Below are 21,305 nucleotides of genomic sequence, written 5' to 3' on the forward strand. Positions count from 1 at the left end.
ACACAAAAAGAGTGAGACGCAGTTAGTAACTGCGTCTCACTCTTTTTTATTTACGCTACGACATCTTTTGTAGCTTCAATTTTTTCTGGCACTGGTTTTTCACCGTCATTGATGAAGTAGACTTGGTACCAAGTCAAGAACGTGTAGATCGTCCAAATCTTACGACGATCATCGTTCTCACCTTTGAAGTTGCCATCTAGCATCGCTAAGATCTTCGCTTGATCAAAGAACTCGCTCACGAAATCTTGTTCAAAGACGTTTCGGACGATTTGGTAATATTTTTCTTCTCGCAACCAGTCTTTGATCGGAACTGGGAAGCCAAGTTTTTCACGGTTATACCATTCTTCTGGTAAATGCCGTGCAGCTGCTTGACGGAACGCGTACTTCGTATTTTCTGAGTTGATCAAATATTTCGTTGGAACTTGTTCGGCGACATTCATCAATTCTTTATCCAGTAGTGGTACCCGGACTTCCAATGAACTAGCCATCGATAATTTATCAGCTTTCAATAAAATATCTTTTGGCATCCATTGGTGCATATCCAAATATTGCATTTTTTTGATCTCAGACATATTATCGTCTTCGATTCGATCGTATTGCATATCCACGATCTCTTTAACTGTCGGCGCATTTTGATATTCAGGTGCTAATAAATCAGCCGCTTCAGTTTCTTCAAAGACTTTCGCTTGGCCGATAAAGAAGTCTTCTGCTGGTGCAAGTGATGTATACAGATGTAGTGCACCATGGAACGTCTTGCCTTTAAGACCTTTTGCTAATGTGTAGCGCGTCTTCTTCGGTAATTTTTTCAAGCCTTCTGCAACGACTTTTACGACTTTTGATTTTGTATTCATCCCGTAAGCTTGGTAGCCGGCAAATAATTCATCGGCACCTTCCCCACTCAAAGCAACCCGCACATCGCGACTTGCAAGTTCAGCTAAGAAATAAAGCGGGACACAAGAAGGATTTGAATCTGGTTCATCCAAATGATATTGGATCAATGGGAAATATTCAAAGGCTTCATCGCCACTCACGATCCGAGATTCATTGTTCAATTCAATCATGTTCGCTAATTTTTTCGCTTCCACTGATTCGTTATAGCTCTTATCGCCAAAACCGATAGAGTACGAATGCTCTGGGCGTAAAACGGCTGTTACATAACTAGAATCGACCCCAGAAGATAAGAATGAACCGACTTCAACATCGGCGATCCGATGGGCTTCGATTGATTTTACGACGGTGTCATCGATCAAATCAACGGTTTCATCTAAACTTAAACGACTTTCCCGTTCTTTGACATCCCAGTATTGGCGAATATCAAGTTTGCCATCTTTATACGTAAAGTAATGCCCTTCTTTGATCCGGAAAACATTTTTGAAAAATGTCTCGTCTAAAGCTGAATATTGGAACGTCATATACGGTTTCAACGCTTCTTTATTCAACTCTTTTACGAAGTTCGGATGTTTCAAGAAACTTTTGATTTCAGAACCATACATGAAGGTCCCATTCATTTGAGCGTAGTATAACGGTTTGATCCCGAAATGATCCCGCGCACCGAATAATTCTTGTTTAACGGTATCCCAGATCACAAAAGCAAACATCCCGCGAATTTTTTGTAATAATTCCACGCCATATTCTTCATAACCGTGCAATAAAACTTCTGTATCAGCATGTGTCGTGAAAATATGACCTTTTGCGATCAGATCTTCCCGGATGCTTTGATAGTTATAGATCTCACCGTTAAATGTGATGATCTTCGTTTTATCTTCGTTATAAATCGGCTGCGTGCCGCCTTCTAAATCGATGATACTCAAACGGCGAAAGCCAAGTGCAACACCTTCATCGATAAATTTACCGGAACTGTTCGGTCCTCGGTGAATGATCGTATTCATCATATCTTCAATTACTTGTTCTTTTTGTGTCTCGCTAGAGCGATCTACGAACCCTACTATTCCGCACACACTGTCTACCCTCTTTCAAAAACGTGGTCATGATACATTTTTAGTTGTATCAACTTTAAAAGTATATCATAGGCGTTGCTATCTTTCACGAATTGCTTAGCGTTTTCTAAATAAAATGAAGAAATTATTAATATTTTTCGTAGGAAGCATTTACAGCTTGAATCGTGTTTTTTTATAACTAGTCTCATAATCAATTCCACCGCTTTTTAATCAAAGAAACAAGGAGCCGGACATGACTGCTGTCCAACTCCTTGTTTCTTTCTATTTAATGCGATCGAAACTTTTGGTGTCTCAGTTTCGTTTGATCAGTTCACTAAGCTGTTATCTAAGGCTAACGGAACTAAAAATGGATACGCGCCGAAAAACTCGATCAATGATTTGTTGACGTGGTTCGTATCAAGCGTCAAAGTAGTCGTGCTACTCTTATCATCTTGTTTGATCGTCACGGTTTGTTCATTCCCTAATTCGACTACAAATAAATCCTCTGCGCGTTTTTTGAAATCATACCGTTGATTGTCCATCGTCGTGATAAAAATATCATCGATCGTCTTAGTATCTGCTTGCCGAGGTAGCGTATAAGTCAATTGCAATGGCTTCGTATTATCCAATAAATTATCGGTAAAGGTAAAGCCTAGTGTTTGCATATGATTCATGACCTCATTCATTTGATGACTGAAGATCGAATTTTGTCCACTCGTATAAATGCGCTTGATGTAGCAATCGGTCAATAGATCAAAGACTGCTTGGTTTTTGATTTGAGCATGCATCGTTTCTGGTTGAACGAGTAGTAGCGGTAATTTATTTTTTCGCGCTTTGCCTTCTGGCGTGGGCATCATCAAGCTAAATAAAATCTCTTTGTGATTGACTAAGCGATAAGTCAATGAGAAATGTTTCGTGCGCCACGTAGCAAATTCATCATTGGATAAACGCAGATCATTGCTTTCTAGCGGTTTTAAGAGCTCAAAAGTGAAATACTCTAACAAGGAACTTTTCGCGATCGCTGAAATCGTTAATTTTCGCTCGATGAAAATGGACTTGAAGTAATCTAATAACGTTGGAAAATCGGATTCCATCAAGACTTTCCGAAATTTCAGATCGGCCAATTCTTTTTCAGCTTCGTCGATCAATTGTTGTAAGTCGTGATAGTTTTTTTCGCGATTATCAAAATAGGTGACCACCGTCTCACTCATTGGTTTTTGGTGTTTTGGCTCTGGTGTGGCTTGCTTTTCGTTTTTAGTTGCTGGCTGGACCACTTTCTTTTTTTGGATCTTTACTTCAGAAGTGGTTTTTTCCTCCGGGCCAGTCGCTTCGATCGTCTCTTTTTCAACTTCAACGTCGCTAGTGTCGACTAAACTATGGTAAATGCTATTTAATCCATGTCTTTCCTCTGCCATTTAATTCACTCCCTTATTCAAAAAGTCGGCAATGAATCGTTTAAGCGCCGCATCCATTTTGTCGACACTCCCAAAACGTTTTTCGATCAGCCGCAATTCTTTCAGCGCCACGGCTTGCTCTAAAGCTAGCGCGTGTTTTTTCGCTTCCCACTCTTTTTTCTGCGCTTCATTTGGGACCGGTGCTTGACTCAAGTAAGGTTCCCAGTGCGCGCGTTCTTCTTGGAGCGCGTCTAACTGTTCATCAATTTCGGCGAGTTCATCTTCGACTTTTTTCCGATTGAACATCGTTTTCGACTGCTCTAGTTCAGTTTTGTGAGCGATAAGGGGCTCGATTTGATCATCTAATTTTTTGACTTCTGCTTGGGCCGTCAATTTTTTAGCATCAAAACTATTTTCTTTTTCTTCGACTTGTTCGATCTGCTTTTTGTAATCGCCTGCCGTGACTTTTTGCCACTGAGAGCGGACTTCCGGTAACACCGTGATCTTAGGGCGAGTCGCGTCGATCTCAAAAACGCTACGGTCACGATAGTAATCGCCTAACCGATAATCCATCAAGACGGGTGATAATTTTTTTTGTAAGATCATAAACGGAAAAGTCTTCAACAATTCTCGGTGGATCTTACTCGTCAAATAATTATCGATCTCGTGATTGGCATTCGTAGACTGCTGGATGGAAGCTGGCAGCTCTTGCCAATAAACTTGGTAGACTTCTCCCATGTTTTCATCTTCCATGGCTTGTTCCAGCCGCTGGATCTTATCTTTCAAACCACCTAAAATACCAGAGGCGGATTCTTTTACCGAATCAAATGATTGTTCTTTTTTTGGAGCTGTGTTCTCGTTATTCAAAGCCTCCATCAAAAAACCTCCTTTTTCATAGTCGAGTAAGCTTTCATGCTGACTCGTCTTCTTCTTAATAGTACCATTTTTTTCTCGAAAAAGGCGGGATAGAAATCAGAATTTGAAAAGAAATTCTAGTCTAATTAAACAGATTCGTGAAAAAATCTTTGATGGTTTGCCAAAGGTTCGACAAAAAGCCTTGATTGTCATTCACAGTCTTTTCCACGGAGCCTTTCAATGAATCGCCGAACTTCCCTAACTGGTCAGATAATTGATTGACAGAATCTTTAAAATCTCCGCTGATCTTATCTAACTGCTGGATCGATTCTTTATCTAACACGCCGTTTGTATTTTGATATTGTTGGGCAAGTGATACGAGTTTATTGATATCATCTTGTGAGATGTAATGATCTAAATTATTTTTAGCGAGCGCATCGTTGACGATTTTTTCAACATCGGCTTTCGTCGCTAACTGGCCTTGTTGTTCTTTTAAGTCAGCCAATTCTTTTTTGATGTCGACCAATGTCTGGTTCAATTGGTTTTTATAGGCTTCATCCGCTTTTTCTTTGTCAGCTGCCGATAAGTCTTGGTTTTGTTTATCTCCATTAGCATTGTTGACGATGGATTGGGCAACATCTGAAGTGGTATCTAATTCCGTTTGCGCAAGTTGTGCACGTTTGGGATCAACTTGCTCGCCGTTTGCTTCAAACGCTTTATAGACTCCAGTCAACGCACTTTCTCCAGTCACTTTCACGACACTAGCTACTTTGACGGTTGCATCACTGATCCCAGCAGTTACTAACGGATTTTTGTATTGATCCGCGGTGATCTGAGTGATATTTTCCGGCGTTAAGATCTTGACGTTGATCCCTTGCCCTTGGTCTTCTCGATTCACCACGACGGAACTGAGCATCACACTGTCATCTCCACTGCCGTACCCAAGATATTTGACTAGGTCGGCCCCGGTGGCAGTTTCAGTTTTAACATTATTTTGATTGATCCCTAAAACGCTCATCGTTTCGGTCAATTGCTGCTGATTCAAGCCAGCCCCCGCAACGAAAGTCGGTTTGCCCCAACGTTCATTGATCACATCACTACTAGTTGATTGATTCGTGTCTTGAGCTGCAGCACTTTGAGCTAGGCCAGCAGTTGTCGTAGCCAGAGCTAAAAAAGTACTGGCGATCAAAAGATATTTCGGTATTTTCATGGGAAATTCCCTCCAAATTTTTTGTTTGCTTTAAGGCGATCCGGAAACTTTTCGTCTGGATCTTTCCGTTATACCTTAAGATAGCACAATTAGTCTAGCAAAAAAACCCGACTAAAGATGGAAGATTTTGCCAAAAATACTAAAATGCGTGAAGCAGTCAGCGTGATCCTAAAAAAGCAAACTCCGAAAAAAGGACTAGGACAGCTAGCTGCGTCCCAGTCCTTCCTGCTTATTTTTCGCGTGTTGTAAAATGGATCTTACGCTGCGCATCACGTTCTAAAAAGGTCGTTTCTTTCAAGTAAGTGAAATGCAGTTCGTCGATCGCTGGATCAGCGAGCATTTTTTCATACCCTTCAAAAATATCGCGGATATATTTTTTGTACGCATGTTTTTTTCGTTGACGCTTATTCATGGGCCACCATCCTTCGTAGGCTATCTTACCAAGACTTTTTTAAACCGACAAGTAGAATTATTGATAATTCTGATTTAAATAAGTCAAAAGTTCGCGGGAAAGATCAGTCGCCGAAGTGCCTTCAGGTTTGTTTTCCAAAAATTCTAGGACTGAATAGGCATGCTTATCCGTATCAAATGCATATAAGAAACTATTTTCTTTGCCTTTTTCATCTTGTTTCATTTTGATCTCGGCAGTTCCGGTCTTAGCCGCTAGCGGAATGTTCAGATCATTCAAACTGTGGGCAGTGCCATCTGCCTCTTTGACAACAGCTTCCATATCTTGAGTGATCACATCCGCAGATTTTTGACTGATCACGTCGGCTTTAGTTTTCGTTTTTTCGCCTTTCACCAACCGCGGATAAACTAGGGTTCCTTGATTTGGAAAAACGGAATAGGTGGTGATCTGTTGGATCGGGTTCAGCAACAACTGCCCTTGCCCGTAGCCGGTATCAGCTAACAAGATCTCCGAATTGAATTTTTTTTGGTTAGAGATCTGCGCAGGTTCCATTGCTAGTGGAAGTGCCAGCTTTTCTCCAAAAATAAATTTTTTTAAACCGGCGCGGAATTTTTGCTCCCCTAATTTCAACGTTTCTTGGGCCATGTAAATATTATCAGAATTCACGAGCGCGGTTTTCAGATCGACTGGATTTTTTTCAGTGACTCGTGTGACTTGGTAACCACCCCAAGATGCGTCTTTTTGCCACTTCAAGCCAGTGATAGCTAATTTTTCATTCGGATCGAGTGTCCCAGCATCTAAACCGATCGCAGCCGTGACGGTTTTAAACGTCGAGCCTGGCGCGTATCCCGTAGTAAAGCGAGAACTGAAAGGTTGATTTTCATCGTTGTTGTATGCATCATAGTCTGCTTGAGTGATGCCATTAGTCATTTTATTGGGATCATAACTAGGGGAACTGGCAAGGACCAGCAGATCGCCCGTTTTAGGCGCCATTACGACACTGGAACCAGGATTGCCTTTTAACGAATCATAGGCGAGCTGCTGCGCGTGGCTATCGATGGTCAATTGGATCGTTTGGCCGTCTTTTTTCGCGACCTTTTTCAAGACTTGCTTTTGTTTACCTTGGCTGTCAGTAATCGCTAAACTCCCGCCGTCTCGTCCCCGTAATTTTTTATCATACGTCCGCTCTAAACCGGTCCGCCCGATTTTGCTGCCACTAGCTAATTGATCATTTTTCTTGATGTCGTCGGCGGTGACATTCCCCACGTAGCCCACTAATTGCGCGGCGGCTTCTTTTAACGGATAGACGCGGCCGACTTTTGTTTGATACTCCGCTTTTTCTGGTAAATTTTCCGGCACACTCGTCACCGTTTTCAACGGAACGAAATGATCTTCTTGGACCCAGCTTTGGTCAAGCGCTTGGTTGATGTCATCGGCGGTCAAGCCTAAACTTTCAGCTAAACTTTGAATCGTCGCTGTCTTTTCGGTTCCGCTACCCAATTTTTTCGGTACGATCCCGATTTGGTAGACATTGCCATTGGCTGCGATCGCTGTACCATTCCGGTCCGTGATCTCACCGCGTGTCGCCAGGTCGTTTTGATAGCTGATCTTATCTTGGCCTTTCATCGCCGGAAAAATCAGATCCGGCTGCCAGTTGATCTTTTTCCGATCACTGCTCAATGTTCCGGTGTATTGCTGCGCTTTTAACTTACCTAGGCCAGTCGTCATACTTAGGTCATACGTAAATTGATAATGATCCCCACTTTTTTTGACTGTTAAATTTTTTGGCTGCAAGTGATCAGCCCCGATAGCAGAAAAAATCGTCTGATATTTTTGCCCGACAGCGTCCTTTGTATAGCCGCTTTTTTTCAACGAGCTAGCTGTTACATACTGCGCGAGCTGATCATATTTTCCATCATCCAAAGTCTGGATAAATTTTTTGACGGTTTTTTCACCTTGGGCTTCGGCTTTTGCCGTTTGTTGGTGCTGGTACAAGAAAAAGCCCCCGCCAGCAATCACGACTGCACCGCCTAAAAGTGCGAGCCATTTTTTGTTTGAACGAGGAGCTTCTTTGTCGCTTCCGTGATTTCTACCTGATCGATTTTCCATGAGATTCTCCTTTAAAAATATTTTGATTCGTATATACTAAAAACAAAGGACGTGTGTTTAATGCCAAAATGTTATTTATTTATGGGACCTAGTGGCTCAGGGAAAACGACTTTAGCCGAGAGCTGCTTTACGCCCGACCAAAAAATCATTTCCAATACGACCCGCAACATGCGACCCGGCGAACGAGACGGAGTCGATTATTATTTTATCTCCACTGAGCAGTTTGAAGACTTGATCAAAGCTGGCAAACTTGCGGAATATGATTGCTATGATCAGCACTACTATGGTATCGCAAAAGCGACGATAAAAAAAGCCTTAAAAAAAGGAGATTGTTACGATCCGATCACACCGCAAGGCTTTTGGAATTTATTTGCACAATACGGCGACCAATTAGTGCCTGTCTGGCTCAATATTTCAAAACAAACGGTCGCAACGCGCTTAAAAAATCGTGCCGATGAAGCAGAGATCAAACGGCGACTGGCCATCTATGAAAAAGATCAGTTAGAACTTCCTCGCCTGCGAAAACTTCCTCAATTGATCGAACTGGACGGTGAAAAAAGTTTGCCGGAACTCATTCAGCAATTCAAGTTAAAAAGCGGCCTTTATTCGTCTAATCCTAAAAACTGATACGCGACGCGCTCACCGTTTGGAAAAGGAAATTGAACGATCCCGCATTCGGCAAAGCCAGCTTTTTTTATCAAATGCCGCATGATCTCATTAGCCGGATACGTATCGATCCGAATATCTGGATAGCCTAAGCGCTGCGCTTCGGTAAGACATACCGTCAGTAATTTGCTGCCCACTCCTTGCCCGCGGACACTAGGGCTGATCGCGACGTGATGGATCGAAAGGTAATCTGGACTGTCGCGCAGCCACTTTCCAGTAATCGCTTGATAGACTGGATCATTTCCTTTGATCAACGCGGCCGTACCAACTAGCTGACCCGCACTTTCAAGAACGTAACTTTCTTGGCGCGCGATATCTTTTTGGATTACGGCTTTATCTGGACCTTGTCCGTTTTGCCATTGCGGTGATCCTTGTTGTTTTAAAAATTGTTTCGCCGCTGCGATGATCGTTAAAATCTCTGATAAATCAGCTTCTGTTGCAAGTCGAAAATTCATCTGTTCAATCCTTTCAAATAATGTTCGCCATTTTCTAAATAACTCCCGATCAGTTCCAAATGATGAGCCAGTGACCATTTTTTGATCGTACCTAGCCCGGGAAATTTTTGGGTTTGCTGATAGGCTAATAATTCTTCCAGACCTAAAGTCAAAAGTAATTGCGCGTGATTTTTTTGGACCCATACATCAAGCTTAGCCAATGCTTCAAAAAATTTTCCAGCTTGATCCCGCGCATCGTCATTACTGTCAGAAACGAAGTGTTTGACACGTAGATTTAAATACGCATCAAAATAAGTAATGTGTAGGGCGATCGCGCGACTTGGCCCTCCTTTATCAACGTAACGGCTTCCTTCAATCGTGTAATCACTAAACCCGACAAAACCATCTGTCTGCCAATACAAAAATTCATCACTGTAAAAATCGTCGTCTTTGAGAGCATAATCGGCGACTTTTTTGCGTACTTGAAAGTTTTCCTGCAAAACGATCTTGCGCGGAAATGGTAAGATGCGAAAGCGACCTTGATCGGGAATCACGACAAGTTTTTCAGCTAGTTGCATCGGTAGTTGCGCCAATTGCCGCGGCGAGCGAGCGGTGAAAACATATAACTCAGCTAGCGGAGTATCTCTCGTGACGATTGCCGCAGATCGGACACTGCGCTCCACATGCCAATGGTATTTTTTTTCGGCTAATAATTTATACGTCCCCACTTGTGGATTTTGGATGACAAATAGCGGACACGCTTGCTGGTCAAATAGTTGGATCACATTTTTCAAAGTAGCTGAATCGCGGACCGGTTCAATGATCGGCTGGATTTTTTTGCTCCACCGCTGAGCCTTCACCAACGTTTGAAGCGCTAATAAATCAAATTGTTTACCACGTAAATAAGGATAATACATCTCATCACTCCAACGGTTCGGTCGGGCGCCGTTTGAACGCCGTTTTAGTTTTTAAAAATTGATAGTCTTGCTGTAAAGCGTGCAACTCTTCTTCAAGGCTCGCGATTTTTTGTTCCGTGATATCGTCAATAAAACGATCGTAATAATGCTCCTCGCTCAAACCATCTTTTAACTCACTGCGGCGTTTTAATTCTTTGTAGAGCTGCTCAGTCGAAAAGAAACTGGGACCATATGCCATTTGCTTAGCTTTTCGAACTTCACGAAAAAGGGTGGCGTTGAAGCGTTCTAAAATTTCAGCTTCCTCCAGTTGCAACGATTGTTTTTGAGGGCGTTTCTCAATCAAAAAAGTCCCCGCAGCCGGCAGCAATTCGTCGTGTTCCCCGTAAGGCCGATAGACTAAGACTCCGATCTCGGTTGGAATATCAGCTTTGACCTTTTCATAAAGTTCTGCTGTCAACACGAAATAATTATAGTGTCCGACAAACGACAACTTAGCACTGGAATAAAAATCATTTTTTGAGATCTTTAATTCATAACAGCGCCACTCACGTTGACCTTGCCGTGAAAAACAAGCAAGAGTGTCCACGATCCCCGCCTCTTTTGGCAGTGCCACTTCTTCGACGACCATCGCGCCCAGTTCCAAACAATAATAATAAAGTGCTTTTTCCATTTCTTTTGTTAATGCTGTTTTCAATCTACTCACCTTAATGCGAACGTATTTTCGCTTACTGTAGCATAAGTGAACGAAAAAAAACAGAGGGCATCCCTCTGTTTAAAAAATTATTTTGAAGCTGTTGTATCAGACCAAATATTCCAAGTCACTGGCAGTTGTCGGATAACCGATGATCATTTTTTTGAGTTCAGCATGGCTGATTTTTTGATTCAAGACCAGTGTAAGCTGATTGATCAGTTCATCAGCGAGACTGCTGAGACAAGTAATGGCGACGATCGTGTCATTTTCATCGTATACGAATTTGATTTTCGCCAGCTCATCGTTGATCCGTGCGTAAGTGAACCAACTTGCAAGATCCAACGTGCGACTGTGGTATTTCCCATCACTTTTTTGGATCGTTTTTTCAGCTAACCCGACCCGCGCTAATTTTTTAGCCCCAAAGACGATCGTCGGGATCAATGGGTAATCGATCGCGTGACTTGTTTTACCCGTCATCACTTGTGCCACATATTCGCCTTCAAAGACACTGACCGGCGTAAGTTTTGGTCGCACTTTAGCTAAGACATCCCCACAAGCAAAAATATGCGGTGCACTTGTTTGCAAATGATCGTTGACCTCGATTCCTTTTTTCGAGTAAGTAACACCAGCTTTTTCTAGCGACAGTGCCTCCACATTCGGAATCCGCCCAGTCGCACCGATCACCATATCCGTCACCGTTTCAAAATTATCTCCTACTAAACGGTAGCCCGGTCGCATGACTTCAACTTGTTCCACATCGACATTAAACGTAAAACGCACGCCTTGTTTCGTCAAATAATCGACTAGCTCCGTAACTAATTCGCGATCAAATTCTTTTAAAGGTTGATCATTGTGGTGGATGACCTCCACTTGTGCTCCCGCAGCGTTAGCGATCGTCGCAAGCTCCAATGCGATATAGCCTGCACCGATAAAGGTGATCCGCTTAGGTAAATGTTCCAACTCTAAAAAGTCACTGCTGGTTTGGATATATTCTTGGCCTTCTAATGGTAAAATCGAAGCGCGCTGGCCGGTAGCGATCAAAAATTGTTTAGCTTGCAGCTGTTCATCATTCACGATGATTTGATGAGGATCGGAAAACTCCGCTTGCCCGGCATAATAATCGATCCCAGCTTTTTCTAATGCGGCTTTGCGTTCGGATGAGACTGGATCAGTAAATGTCTTTTTAAACGCCATCAACTCTTCCCAGTCGATACTTGCATCCGCTTCAAAACCTTTGCCACTTAAGGCATTGACTTTGTGTTTAGCTTCAACTGCGGCCATCAAAACTTTTTTAGGATCACAGCCCCGGTTCGGGCACGTCCCGCCCCAAAGATCAGATTCCACGATGGCGACTTTAAGCCCTGCTGTCTTTAACTCAAAAACAGCCGAAAAACCACCGACACCACTTCCGATCACGATTGCATCATAATTTTTCATTACTTACTCCCCCTGACTTAAAAAACGAAAAATGTCACTGCGCGAGACTTCGCCCACCAGTTGGTCTTGCTCGGTCAAATAAAAATATTCCCAGGTCACTAATTGATCAAAGGCCGCTCCCAAATGTTCCGTCACACTAAGCCGCGGGATCTTGGGCTCGACGTGTTTGATTCGTTGATAAAAACCACCCGTATAAAGTGCTTGCAGCGTTTGATCGGTGAGGTCGCCAGCTGTTTCGTTGAAAAATTGTTGTACGAAATCCGTCTTTGGTTGGTTTTGGATCACGTCTGGTGTATCACACTGGACAAGTTTCCCATGATGCATCACGGCGATTCGATCTCCTAATTTCAAAGCTTCTTTCATGTTGTGAGTCACAAAGATCACCGTATTACCTAATTTTTGGTGTAACTTCAAGACAAGTTCTTGCAAACTGGTTCGTGAAATCGGATCTAGCGCACTGAACGGTTCGTCCATTAAGATCACATCTGGTTCAGCTGCGATCGCGCGCAAGATCCCGATTCGCTGTTGTTGCCCGCCTGAAAGCTCACCTGGCAAGCGATCTCGATAAGTCGCTGGGTCCAATGCAACTTCTCGCAATAACTCATCGACTCGCGCTCTGCGTCTCTTTTTATCCCAACCGAGCATCTCAGGAATCAATTCAATATTTTCTTTGACGGTCATCGTCGGAAAAAGTGCGATCTGTTGTAAAACGTAGCCGATCTGCCAACGCAATTTTTGCAGCGGGTAATCTTTGATCCGCTTATTTTTGAAATAGACATTCCCTTCAGTCGGGACGACTAAACCATTGATCATTTTCAAACTTGTGGTCTTACCGCTGCCAGAAGGTCCGACTAAAACGAAGATCTCACCTTCTTTGATCTCCAAATTCAAATGTTCTAGGACTTGCTGACCGTCGAAATTTTGTCCGACATCTTTAAATTCAATAATCGTTTTCATCAGTCAGCCTCCTTGAGAATTTTTTCTTGAACTAAAAACTCGTGCGCAACTTTTTTCGGTGATTTACCTTCCACATTGACCGCGTAATTCATTTGAATCATTTGCTCTTCGGTGATTTTTCCGGCAAGCCGATTCAATCCTTTGACGACTTGCGGATGTTTTTGCGCAAATTCAGCGCGCATCAGTGGCGCCCCTTGATAAGCTGGAAACAGGTTGCCGTCGTCTTTTAATGCTACTAAATCATATTGCTTCAGCTCACTATCAGTCGAATACGCATCGATCACGTCGACTGCATTATTTTTGATCGCTTGATACCGTAGCGCGGGCTCCATTCCTTGGACCGATTGAAATTTAAAACCGTATACTTTTTGGATGCCTAGATAACCATCTGGTCGATCACTGAACTCCAAGGTAAAACCAGCTTTCAACTCGGGATGCTGCGCTAAATCAGAAATTTTGGTGATGTGGTCTTTTTCAGCAGTCGCTTTCCGCATCGCCAGCGCATAAGTATTTTCGTATTTCATCGGTTTTAAATACGTCAGATCAAATTGCTGTTGTAATAATTTTTTGGCGGTGTGATACGTTTGATCTGCTGACAGTTCTTTTTTCGTTTTGACTTTGACTAAACTTTCCAGGACAGTCCCAGTAAATTCGGGATAGATGTCGATCTGATCATTTTTCAATGCGTTAAACAAGAAACTCGTCTTCCCAAAGTTAGGTTTCAATTCAACTTTCACTTCTGGATCTTCTTGTTCGATCACTTCCCGGTACATATTGATCAAAATATCTGGCTCAGCCCCTAACTTCCCTGCGATCGTGATCGTCTCTGGCTTAAACGGATTGTGTTGTGCGAAAAAAATGCCGCCGATCGCTAGAAATAAAACGCCAAGTGTCGCAAATGTCAGTTTGACACTTCGAGTTTGTAAAAAGCGGATCAAGCCACTGAATAAAATCGCAAGTAAGGCTGAGCTGATCGCGCCAATCAATGTCAGACTAGGATCGTTGCGGTCGATTCCTAATAAGATAAAAGTTCCCAAACCGCCTGCGCCGATCAAAGCAGCTAATGTCGCTGTCCCGATAATCAATACAAGTGCTGTTCTGATCCCCGAAATAATCACTGGCAGTGCTAGCGGCAGCTCAACTTTCATCAATTTACGCAAGCGTGACATCCCAAAGGCATCGGCTGCTTCTTCTAGTGACGGATCAATCTCAGATAGACCAATGTACGTGTTTTGAAAAATCGGCAGCAACGCGTAGATAACAAGTGCGATCAAAGCCGGCACCGTCCCGATCCCGACTAAAGGAATCAATAAGCCTAAAAGTGCCAGTGAAGGGATCGTTTGTAAAATACTAGTTAGCTGCAACATGATCTCCGCTGCTCGTTTTTTCTGGCTCAAAAAAATCGCCAAGGGGATTGCGATCACGATTGCAATCAACAGTGCGCTTAAAGAAATCGCCAAATGTTCTAAGATTGCTTGTAACAACTGGCTCTTTCGTTGGGTTAAAGTAGTCCAAAATTCATTCATATGCGTCTCCATTGTATTTTTGTGTTAATTTTAGTATAACGAATGTTTAGAGTAAGACAAATGATTCAGCCTTGCAGACTAAAAATTTCATTTAGGAGGATCTATCCATGACTTATGTGTTTCAATTCCAAGCGACCCCGACTGAAAAGTGGCAGACCGATGAACAATTATTGTTGAACGGGTTTGATGTTTTTTTGTTGAGTTCTATTTCTGATGCGATAAATTTATCAGATCGACCTGAGCCGCAAACTATGACGACTTATCCGCAACTCCCTGCTGATCCTACGATCAAAAAAAATGACCAAACCTACCACTTTACGAATTCTCACTACTATAACTGGTATAAAAATTTACAAGTCAATCTGCTGAATAGTGAAAACTTCACCCACTACTTCGTGCGCATGCAAAAAAATGATCCCGATCATTTTCGATTGGCTGAAAAAATGTTGCGCTTGATCGCGCTCATCAGTTTTTTGGAACAACTCGATGAACACGATACTTATTGTTTATTCGTTGTGACTTGGACGTATTTTTTCAACACTGGCGACCCACGGCAAGCTCGCGATTATCTCGCTAACTTTTTGACAAACTATACGCTGCAAAAAAATGATTTAGTTGGCTTGAATCAATTGACCGCCAGTCTCAATCAAGCGATGCTCCAACATTTTCCTCATGTACGCAAGCAAGATCTGCGTTTGATTTATCGTTTACTAGAACTACTCAACGGGACTTCGACTGCTACTGAGCTAAAACTGCCCCAGCTCAACGCTACTGCCGCTGCCCGCACAAGAAAATGTCTCGCTTATTTACAAGATGCTAAGACGCTGACCTTCTTCCAATTGCCGTTACTGGAAAAATTACACACTCCGATCAGTTTCCAATTATTGAACCTCAGTCACTAACCGGTTAGAGTAAGACAGCTAGCTGTCTTACTCTTTTTAAAATCAACGTCGCTTAATTAACTGGAGACACTATCAACTCCGACTGCGGAATTCGATTATGATTTGAGTTGGTTTGGTTTTTTGTAGTTTGGATCACTTATTTTGTTTGCGATATTAAAATTTATTTTATTTGTAGCGAAGTAAAAAAGTGTCTAGGCAGACACTTTTTACGCAAGATCCATTTGATTTTCAAATGCTTGAATCTGTTCTTGTTGTTCTTCACACGTCCAACCATCAAAAGTCAGATCCCAAATCAGATCCGCAATCACTTCTGCGTCTTCGTGGTACCCTTCGATCGGATAGCGAAAAATCTCCGCCAAAGGAATAAAGTCGATCGCATACTGCGTTTCATCTCCGGCCTTTTTAACCGCCAAACCGCAATACAATCGGTTCGCCAACTCAGCATGCTTTTGGCGCAATATAACGGTATAATTTGAATTTACTCCAGCCGGGATCGTTTCGATCGTCTGCAATAATTTATCCAGCTGCGCCTCCACCTCGTTAAGCGTGTAATTTTTCATATGTTGCTGTTGAATATATTGAGCAATCGTTTTTTTTAACGGACTTTTTAATGTTGTTTGTAAGCAATACCTTAACGTTTTATCCATAATTTTTCTCCCCTTTCACAGATTAGATCATTATTATATCATTTAATCGATATTTTTTTAATCTAAAACTCATGTGATTTATTTTTAATTCCTTTCTAAGGAGAGAACCACAAAAAATCCCCTTAGCAATCAAGCTAAGGGGAGCGCTCTTTATCGAATCCCTAAGGCAATTCGCGCGTAACGACTCATCTTATCTGTCGTCCAGGCTGGATACCAGACAAGTTTGACTTCCACGTTTGAAACTTCTGGAATTTCTTTTAATGCGCCTTGGATCTGATCAGTCAATAGATCGGCTAATGGACAGCCCATCGTAGTTAAAGTCATTTTAATTACGGTATTCCCGTCTTGTTCAAAGTCGACTTCATAGATCAAGCCTAGATTCACAATGTCGATCCCTAGTTCCGGGTCAATGACCGACTCTAGTGCAGTCAAGATTTGGTCTCTGATCTCTGTGACTTCTTCTTCAGTAAAATTTTGTTTGTTTTCCATCTCTTTCACTCCTCGTTTAGAAGTTCCTAGCGTCATTCTACTCTATCAATTACCATTTGTAAATGAGAATCCGCTAGCTTTGACCAATCTTAATTCGTTTCTGTTCTTCTTCGTTCAAGAAACTCCCAACCACGGATTCCGTTGCTAAAATATTGGTAAACGCAGCTGGATCGACTTCTTTGACGACTTGTTTTAGCGTATACAGTTCATAACGAGTCAATACGATCATGATCACATCCCGCCGACTAGCACTAAAGCCACCAAGACCTGAGATTACGGTCATTCCCCGAACCAATTCTTCTCGCAGAGCTGCTTTGACTTCATCAGCTTTAGCGGTTGTGATCATAGCGGTCATTTTTTGGTGACGCGTATGGATCCGATCAACGACTGTTCCCATCGTAAAGATCGTGATGATCGTATAAAGCGCGCTTTCCCAATTGAAGAAAAAGCCAGCCACCACCACGATGATACCATTTAACAACATGATGTAATTTCCGACCGTCCGACCAGTCGTCTGTGACAATAGCAACGAAACGATATCTAAACCACCAGTAGTAAAACCATATTTCAATGATAAACCGCCACCGATCCCCAGCAAAACGCCCCCGGTGATGGAATTCATCAAGACATTACTCGTGACTTCGCCTGTCGGGATCAAGGTCGTAAAAAAAGACATCGAGATCACATTAGCAAAGCTCAAGATCATCGCAGACTTTCCGATTTTAATAAAACCCAAAATAAAAACGGGTACATTCAATAGAAAGATCATGATCCCCGTATTGATAGTCAGCCCCAGGACCGATTCAAAAAATGCGCCTACGATCTGCGCGATCCCCGTCATCCCAGCTGAGAATACATGAGCAGGGATCAAAAAATAATTCAATCCTACCGCCCCGGTGATCCCCGTCAATAAGATCACGGCGATTTTGATAGCCAAATCTTTCGTATTATAATTTCCTTTTATCACTGCAACTCCCCCTTAAGACATTCTCCATCAACAAGAATAACGTTTCCCCTAACAACTGGCAATCGTTTGAATCCGCTTTTTTTGCTTTCATGAGAGCTTTCTTAGATACTAAAAAAATAAATAATGAGTACAATTCATAAATTTTTCCAGCAAAAAACCTAACGAATGGATCATTCGCTAGGTTGATCATTTTGCCAAAATCGTTGGGCTAGTTGTTTGATTTGTTCACTGCTAGTGACTCGGTGACTACTTTGCCAGTGAAGGGGCAATAAATTTTGATAGCTGGGATTCAAGTAGCGTTGATCTAACAATAAAACGATGCCACGATCTGCCATCGTTCGAATGACGCGGCCCCCGGCTTGGATGACTTTATTCATTCCCGGCAGCTGATACGCATAAGCAAATCCTTGATCATTTTTTTCGGTGAAATAGTCTTTGATCAATTCTTGTTCATGATTCATTTGCGGCAACCCTACTCCAACGATCACACTGCCGATCAGACGTTCACCGGTCAAATCGATTCCTTCTGAAAACACACCACCTAAGACACAAAAGCCCACTAGCGTTTCAGACGGTTGTGCTTTGAACGCCGCTAAAAATTCCTCGCGTTCTGCTTCTGTTAAACGAGAGTCTTGCCGCTGTATGTTGATTTCAGGATACGTCTGTTGAAAACGCTCAGCGACTTGATCTAAAAACGCAAACGATGGAAAAAAAACAAGGTAGTTACCGGTCTTACTTGTCACCAGTGCTTCAATAGCTGCCATGATCGCCGGGATATTAGCCTCCCGCTTACGATAGACTGTCTGGATCGCAGGATCGAGCATGACCAGTTGATTTTTAGACGGAAACGGACTAGCTAACCGATAAGTCAAACTGTCCTTCCCACCACCTAAAACTTCTTGGTAATAAGCTAGCGGTGAGAAACTAGCCGAAAAGAAAATACTCGCCCCTACTTTTTCCGTCGTTTGAGCTAAAAAATAGGCCGGATCGACACAAAATTCTTTCACCACTAAATCATAATTTCTCAGCTCAACAGTCGTCAAATAATGATCATCGTAAAACTCACTCATCCGGGTAAAACGTAAAATTTCAAAATAAACAGCGAGCATTTTTACTTGAAGTTCATGTTGCGGATTTTCCGCCAGCCATTCTTTTATGACCGCTTGTAATTGAAACAAACGATTCGTCAAACTTTCAGCAGCCGCGCTTTGAGCATGGTATTCCCATTGTTCTGTTCGCGCCGTTTCCGCAATCAATTCAAATTCATCATCTACGCGGCGAAAGGCTTTGATCAATTTACGAAATTTACGGTCGATTTTGGCCGCTAACTCCGCGACATGATTGCGCGAAATCTCAGCTGAGTACATCGCTTTCGCTCGATTGACTAGATTGTGGGCTTCATCTACTAACACGAGATTTTTTTCATTTGGCTCTTCAAAAAAACGCCGCAAGTAAACCGTTGGATCGAACAAATAATTATAATCGCCGATCACCACATCGCAAAAACGACTGATATCTAGTGACAACTCAAAGGGACATAGCGTATGTTTTTGCGCGTATTTTTCAATCACCGGCCGCGTGTATTGGTCCCCCGTTTGCAACATCTCCCACAAACCATCATTGACCCGGTCATAGTAGCCCGCTGCAAACGGACAGTGTTCAGGTGTACAATTTCGTTCCGTTAAAAAACAGATCTTGTCTTTGGCAGTCAATGTGACGCTTTTTACGCGTGCGGCTTTTTCAGCTAAAGTTGCGATGCTGGTTTCAGCGACTTGACGTGTGATCGTCTTAGCCGTCAAATAAAAGATCCGTTCCCCTAGACCTTCTCCGAGAGCTTTAAAACTTGGAAATAACGTCGACATCGTTTTCCCGATCCCAGTCGACGCTTCTACGAATAATTTTTGTTGCGCGTGGATCGTCTTATAAACAGCCGCTGCTAACTCCCGCTGGCCTGCCCGATAATCAAACGGAAAAGGCAAACTTTTAAGCGATGTATTCCGGGTCGCTTGCCATTCATGTTGATAGACTAACCAAGCTTCGTATTTTTCAAGCAGTTCCAACCAAAATGTTTCTAACGCTTGAAACGAAAAACTGCGCGTCGTGTACGTGACCGTTTCTTCCACCGTTTGAAAATACGTCAACCGTGTCTTGATCTGAGTGAGATTTTCAGCTTCAGCATACAGATAGCCATACACCATCGCTTGATAAAAGAACAGCTCGATTTGTCCTGCTTCCACTTCTTCAAATGGTGTTTCCGACGTTTTGATCTCATCGATGACAAATTGATCTTCCTCTTCAAAAATCCCATCTGCTCGCCCTTCGACTTGCAGTTTGATCCCTGCTAAAGTGACGCTTTTTTTTAGCCACACTTCTTTTTGATAATTTTTTTCCGTAGCCGCTTTTTGAAGTTGTCGATGGATCTTTGCTCCTTCTAAAGCGGTGTGATTACTATTTTTTCCTTCATCAATGCTGCCGCTACGCATAATAAATTCGACTAACTCGCGGACAGCTAATTTTGTGACCGTCATCTGCTCACTCCCGTTTTCCCACCTTAGACAAAAAGTTTCACGACGTCAAGTCATTCATCAAAATGCCGCAGAAATTTTTTGAACAATTTCGTTTTGATCCCCATTTTTTCATAGTTTTCTAAAATTGAGTGGATCTCCATCACTAAAAAACTGAGATAAAAAGCATACAACAAAACATTTCCAGCTTGCAACGGGATCAAGCGCGCAACTGGCAAGAAAAACAGCAGCAACAAAACACTGGCCAACTTCCGTAAAATGCCATTGATTCCGATCTTAGATGCGAGCGTTTTGGTGATTTTTGCAGCCACTAAACCAGTTAAAAGATCTAGCAACATCGCCAGACAGATCAAAGCTAAGACATTTAACAGTGGTTGATCATTGATTAAACGAATCCATTCTTTCATGATGTTTCACCTCCTATTGTTATAAACGAATTTTTTTCCAAAAATCCAACCTTGTTGCGTCATCTTTTTACACGGTGATCAAAAAATACAGCCCGTTGCAGCGGACGAATTAATTCTTGAAAACTAGACGAGTTTGTACAATTTTTCTTCGAATATCGTGTATAATTAAACTATGTTAGGAGGGAGAACATGCTTGAAATCGAACGCTTAGTGACAGGTGTCGCACAAGAAAACTGTTACTTAGTTTATAATGAAAACGAAATGCTCATCATCGATCCCGGAGCTGAAGGCGATCGGATCATCCAAATGATCACACATTTAAAGAAAAAACCGGTAGCGATCCTGTTGACTCACACTCACTACGATCATATCGGAGCTGTTACGCAACTGCGCACTCAATACGCTATTCCCGTATACGTGGACGCAAAAGAACAAGCTTGGCTGCAAGATCCGCAATTGAATCTTTCTGGCTTGAGTCCCAACTTACCGGATATCATCGTCAAGCCAGCTGAGTTTGAATTTGAATTACGTAAAAAATATACGCTGGGACATATGACGTTTACGGTGGTACCAACTCCTGGTCACTCTGAGGGCAGTGTCAGTTTTATCTTTGATGATTTCGTCGTTTGCGGTGATGCGCTATTTCGCGGCAGTATCGGCCGGACTGATCTTTATTCGGGCAATCTCGAACAACTACTGACGAGTATCAAAACAGAATTGTTTACTTTACCCCACGAATTTCCAGCTTATCCTGGTCACGGTGACGCAACGACGATCGGTCACGAGATCACAACCAATCCTTTTTTCAATTAAAACGTTAATGGAG

Annotated in this window: 20 protein-coding genes; 3 read left to right on the plus strand and 17 right to left on the minus strand. The window is 42.5% G+C overall.

The genetic code is table 11. The annotated features are described in order from the left end of the window. Positions 1-50 precede the first annotated feature (50 nt). The 6 genes from asnB to pbp4 all read right to left on the minus strand — a co-directional run bounded on the left by asnB (position 51) and on the right by pbp4 (position 7,914). Entirely contained in the window at positions 51-1,958 is a 1,908-nt protein-coding gene (asnB, locus tag GVJ38_RS03080) for an asparagine synthase (glutamine-hydrolyzing) (RefSeq protein WP_159721706.1), read from the minus strand. A 305-nt stretch (positions 1,959-2,263) separates the two neighbouring features. Next, complete coding sequence (locus tag GVJ38_RS03085; RefSeq protein WP_159721707.1) at positions 2,264-3,352, minus strand: hypothetical protein; 1,089 nt, start codon at positions 3,350-3,352, stop codon at positions 2,264-2,266. Next, positions 3,353-4,207: a hypothetical protein gene (locus GVJ38_RS03090; RefSeq protein ID WP_159721708.1), complete on the minus strand. Its 855-nt coding sequence runs from the start codon at positions 4,205-4,207 to the stop codon at positions 3,353-3,355. Positions 4,208-4,328: 121 nt separating this feature from the next. Continuing rightward, on the minus strand, positions 4,329-5,396 hold the full coding sequence (locus GVJ38_RS03095; protein ID WP_159721709.1) for a DUF1002 domain-containing protein: 1,068 nt from the start codon (positions 5,394-5,396) through the stop codon (positions 4,329-4,331). Positions 5,397-5,625: 229 nt separating this feature from the next. Then, on the minus strand, positions 5,626-5,808 hold the full coding sequence (locus GVJ38_RS03100; protein ID WP_159721710.1) for a hypothetical protein: 183 nt from the start codon (positions 5,806-5,808) through the stop codon (positions 5,626-5,628). 57 nt (positions 5,809-5,865) lie between these two features. Beyond that, positions 5,866-7,914 (minus strand): penicillin-binding protein PBP4(5), encoded by a 2,049-nt coding sequence (gene pbp4, locus GVJ38_RS03105; protein ID WP_159721711.1) that lies wholly within the window; start codon positions 7,912-7,914, stop codon positions 5,866-5,868. 60 nt (positions 7,915-7,974) lie between these two features. Between pbp4 and GVJ38_RS03110 the strand changes: the two genes are divergently transcribed. After that, the gene (locus GVJ38_RS03110) at positions 7,975-8,541 is read left to right on the plus strand and encodes a guanylate kinase (protein ID WP_159721712.1); all 567 of its coding nucleotides are present in this window, start codon (positions 7,975-7,977) and stop codon (positions 8,539-8,541) included. Here GVJ38_RS03110 and GVJ38_RS03115 read toward each other — a convergent pair. The 6 genes from GVJ38_RS03115 to GVJ38_RS03140 form a co-directional block, all read right to left on the minus strand. Continuing rightward, complete coding sequence (locus tag GVJ38_RS03115) at positions 8,517-9,035, minus strand: GNAT family N-acetyltransferase (RefSeq protein ID WP_159721713.1); 519 nt, start codon at positions 9,033-9,035, stop codon at positions 8,517-8,519. The two genes, GVJ38_RS03110 and GVJ38_RS03115, sit on opposite strands and share 25 nt — an antisense overlap. Beyond that, positions 9,032-9,931 carry a sce7725 family protein gene (locus GVJ38_RS03120; RefSeq protein WP_159721714.1) on the minus strand — a complete coding sequence of 300 codons (900 nt, stop codon included), beginning with the start codon at positions 9,929-9,931 and terminating at the stop codon, positions 9,032-9,034. Before GVJ38_RS03120 ends, GVJ38_RS03115 begins: the two co-directional genes overlap by 4 nt. A 4-nt stretch (positions 9,932-9,935) precedes the next feature. Then, on the minus strand, positions 9,936-10,625 hold the full coding sequence (locus tag GVJ38_RS03125; protein ID WP_159721715.1) for a hypothetical protein: 690 nt from the start codon (positions 10,623-10,625) through the stop codon (positions 9,936-9,938). Positions 10,626-10,730: 105 nt separating this feature from the next. Further along, positions 10,731-12,059: a dihydrolipoyl dehydrogenase family protein gene (locus GVJ38_RS03130; protein ID WP_159721716.1), complete on the minus strand. Its 1,329-nt coding sequence runs from the start codon at positions 12,057-12,059 to the stop codon at positions 10,731-10,733. A 3-nt stretch (positions 12,060-12,062) separates the two neighbouring features. Further along, positions 12,063-13,016 (minus strand): ABC transporter ATP-binding protein, encoded by a 954-nt coding sequence (locus GVJ38_RS03135; protein ID WP_159721717.1) that lies wholly within the window; start codon positions 13,014-13,016, stop codon positions 12,063-12,065. Beyond that, entirely contained in the window at positions 13,016-14,542 is a 1,527-nt protein-coding gene (locus GVJ38_RS03140; protein WP_159721718.1) for an ABC transporter permease/substrate-binding protein, read from the minus strand. The genes GVJ38_RS03135 and GVJ38_RS03140 overlap by 1 nt, the downstream gene beginning before the upstream one ends. Before the next feature lie 107 nt (positions 14,543-14,649). Between GVJ38_RS03140 and GVJ38_RS03145 the strand changes: the two genes are divergently transcribed. Next, positions 14,650-15,444, plus strand: coding sequence for a hypothetical protein (locus tag GVJ38_RS03145; protein WP_159721719.1), 795 nt, complete (start codon positions 14,650-14,652; stop codon positions 15,442-15,444). 206 nt (positions 15,445-15,650) lie between these two features. Here GVJ38_RS03145 and GVJ38_RS03150 read toward each other — a convergent pair whose 3' ends face one another. From GVJ38_RS03150 to GVJ38_RS03170, 5 genes are all read right to left on the minus strand, one after another. Next, complete coding sequence (locus tag GVJ38_RS03150; protein WP_159721720.1) at positions 15,651-16,091, minus strand: DUF6557 family protein; 441 nt, start codon at positions 16,089-16,091, stop codon at positions 15,651-15,653. Positions 16,092-16,241: 150 nt separating this feature from the next. Beyond that, the gene (locus GVJ38_RS03155; RefSeq protein ID WP_159721721.1) at positions 16,242-16,580 is read right to left on the minus strand and encodes a metal-sulfur cluster assembly factor; all 339 of its coding nucleotides are present in this window, start codon (positions 16,578-16,580) and stop codon (positions 16,242-16,244) included. A 73-nt stretch (positions 16,581-16,653) separates the two neighbouring features. Beyond that, positions 16,654-17,547 (minus strand): YitT family protein, encoded by an 894-nt coding sequence (locus GVJ38_RS03160; protein ID WP_159721722.1) that lies wholly within the window; start codon positions 17,545-17,547, stop codon positions 16,654-16,656. 170 nt (positions 17,548-17,717) lie between these two features. Then, a complete protein-coding gene (locus GVJ38_RS03165) occupies positions 17,718-20,075 on the minus strand; it encodes a helicase C-terminal domain-containing protein (RefSeq protein WP_159721723.1) in 2,358 nt (785 codons plus the stop codon). Between the two features lie 50 nt (positions 20,076-20,125). Further along, on the minus strand, positions 20,126-20,479 hold the full coding sequence (locus tag GVJ38_RS03170; protein WP_159721724.1) for a phage holin family protein: 354 nt from the start codon (positions 20,477-20,479) through the stop codon (positions 20,126-20,128). 189 nt (positions 20,480-20,668) lie between these two features. Between GVJ38_RS03170 and GVJ38_RS03175 the strand changes: the two genes are divergently transcribed. Next, the gene (locus GVJ38_RS03175; protein WP_159721725.1) at positions 20,669-21,292 is read left to right on the plus strand and encodes an MBL fold metallo-hydrolase; all 624 of its coding nucleotides are present in this window, start codon (positions 20,669-20,671) and stop codon (positions 21,290-21,292) included. The last annotated feature ends 13 nt before the right edge of the window (positions 21,293-21,305 follow it).

Source organism: Enterococcus sp. CSURQ0835, assembly GCF_902706605.1.
Lineage (GTDB): Bacteria > Bacillota > Bacilli > Lactobacillales > Enterococcaceae > Enterococcus_A.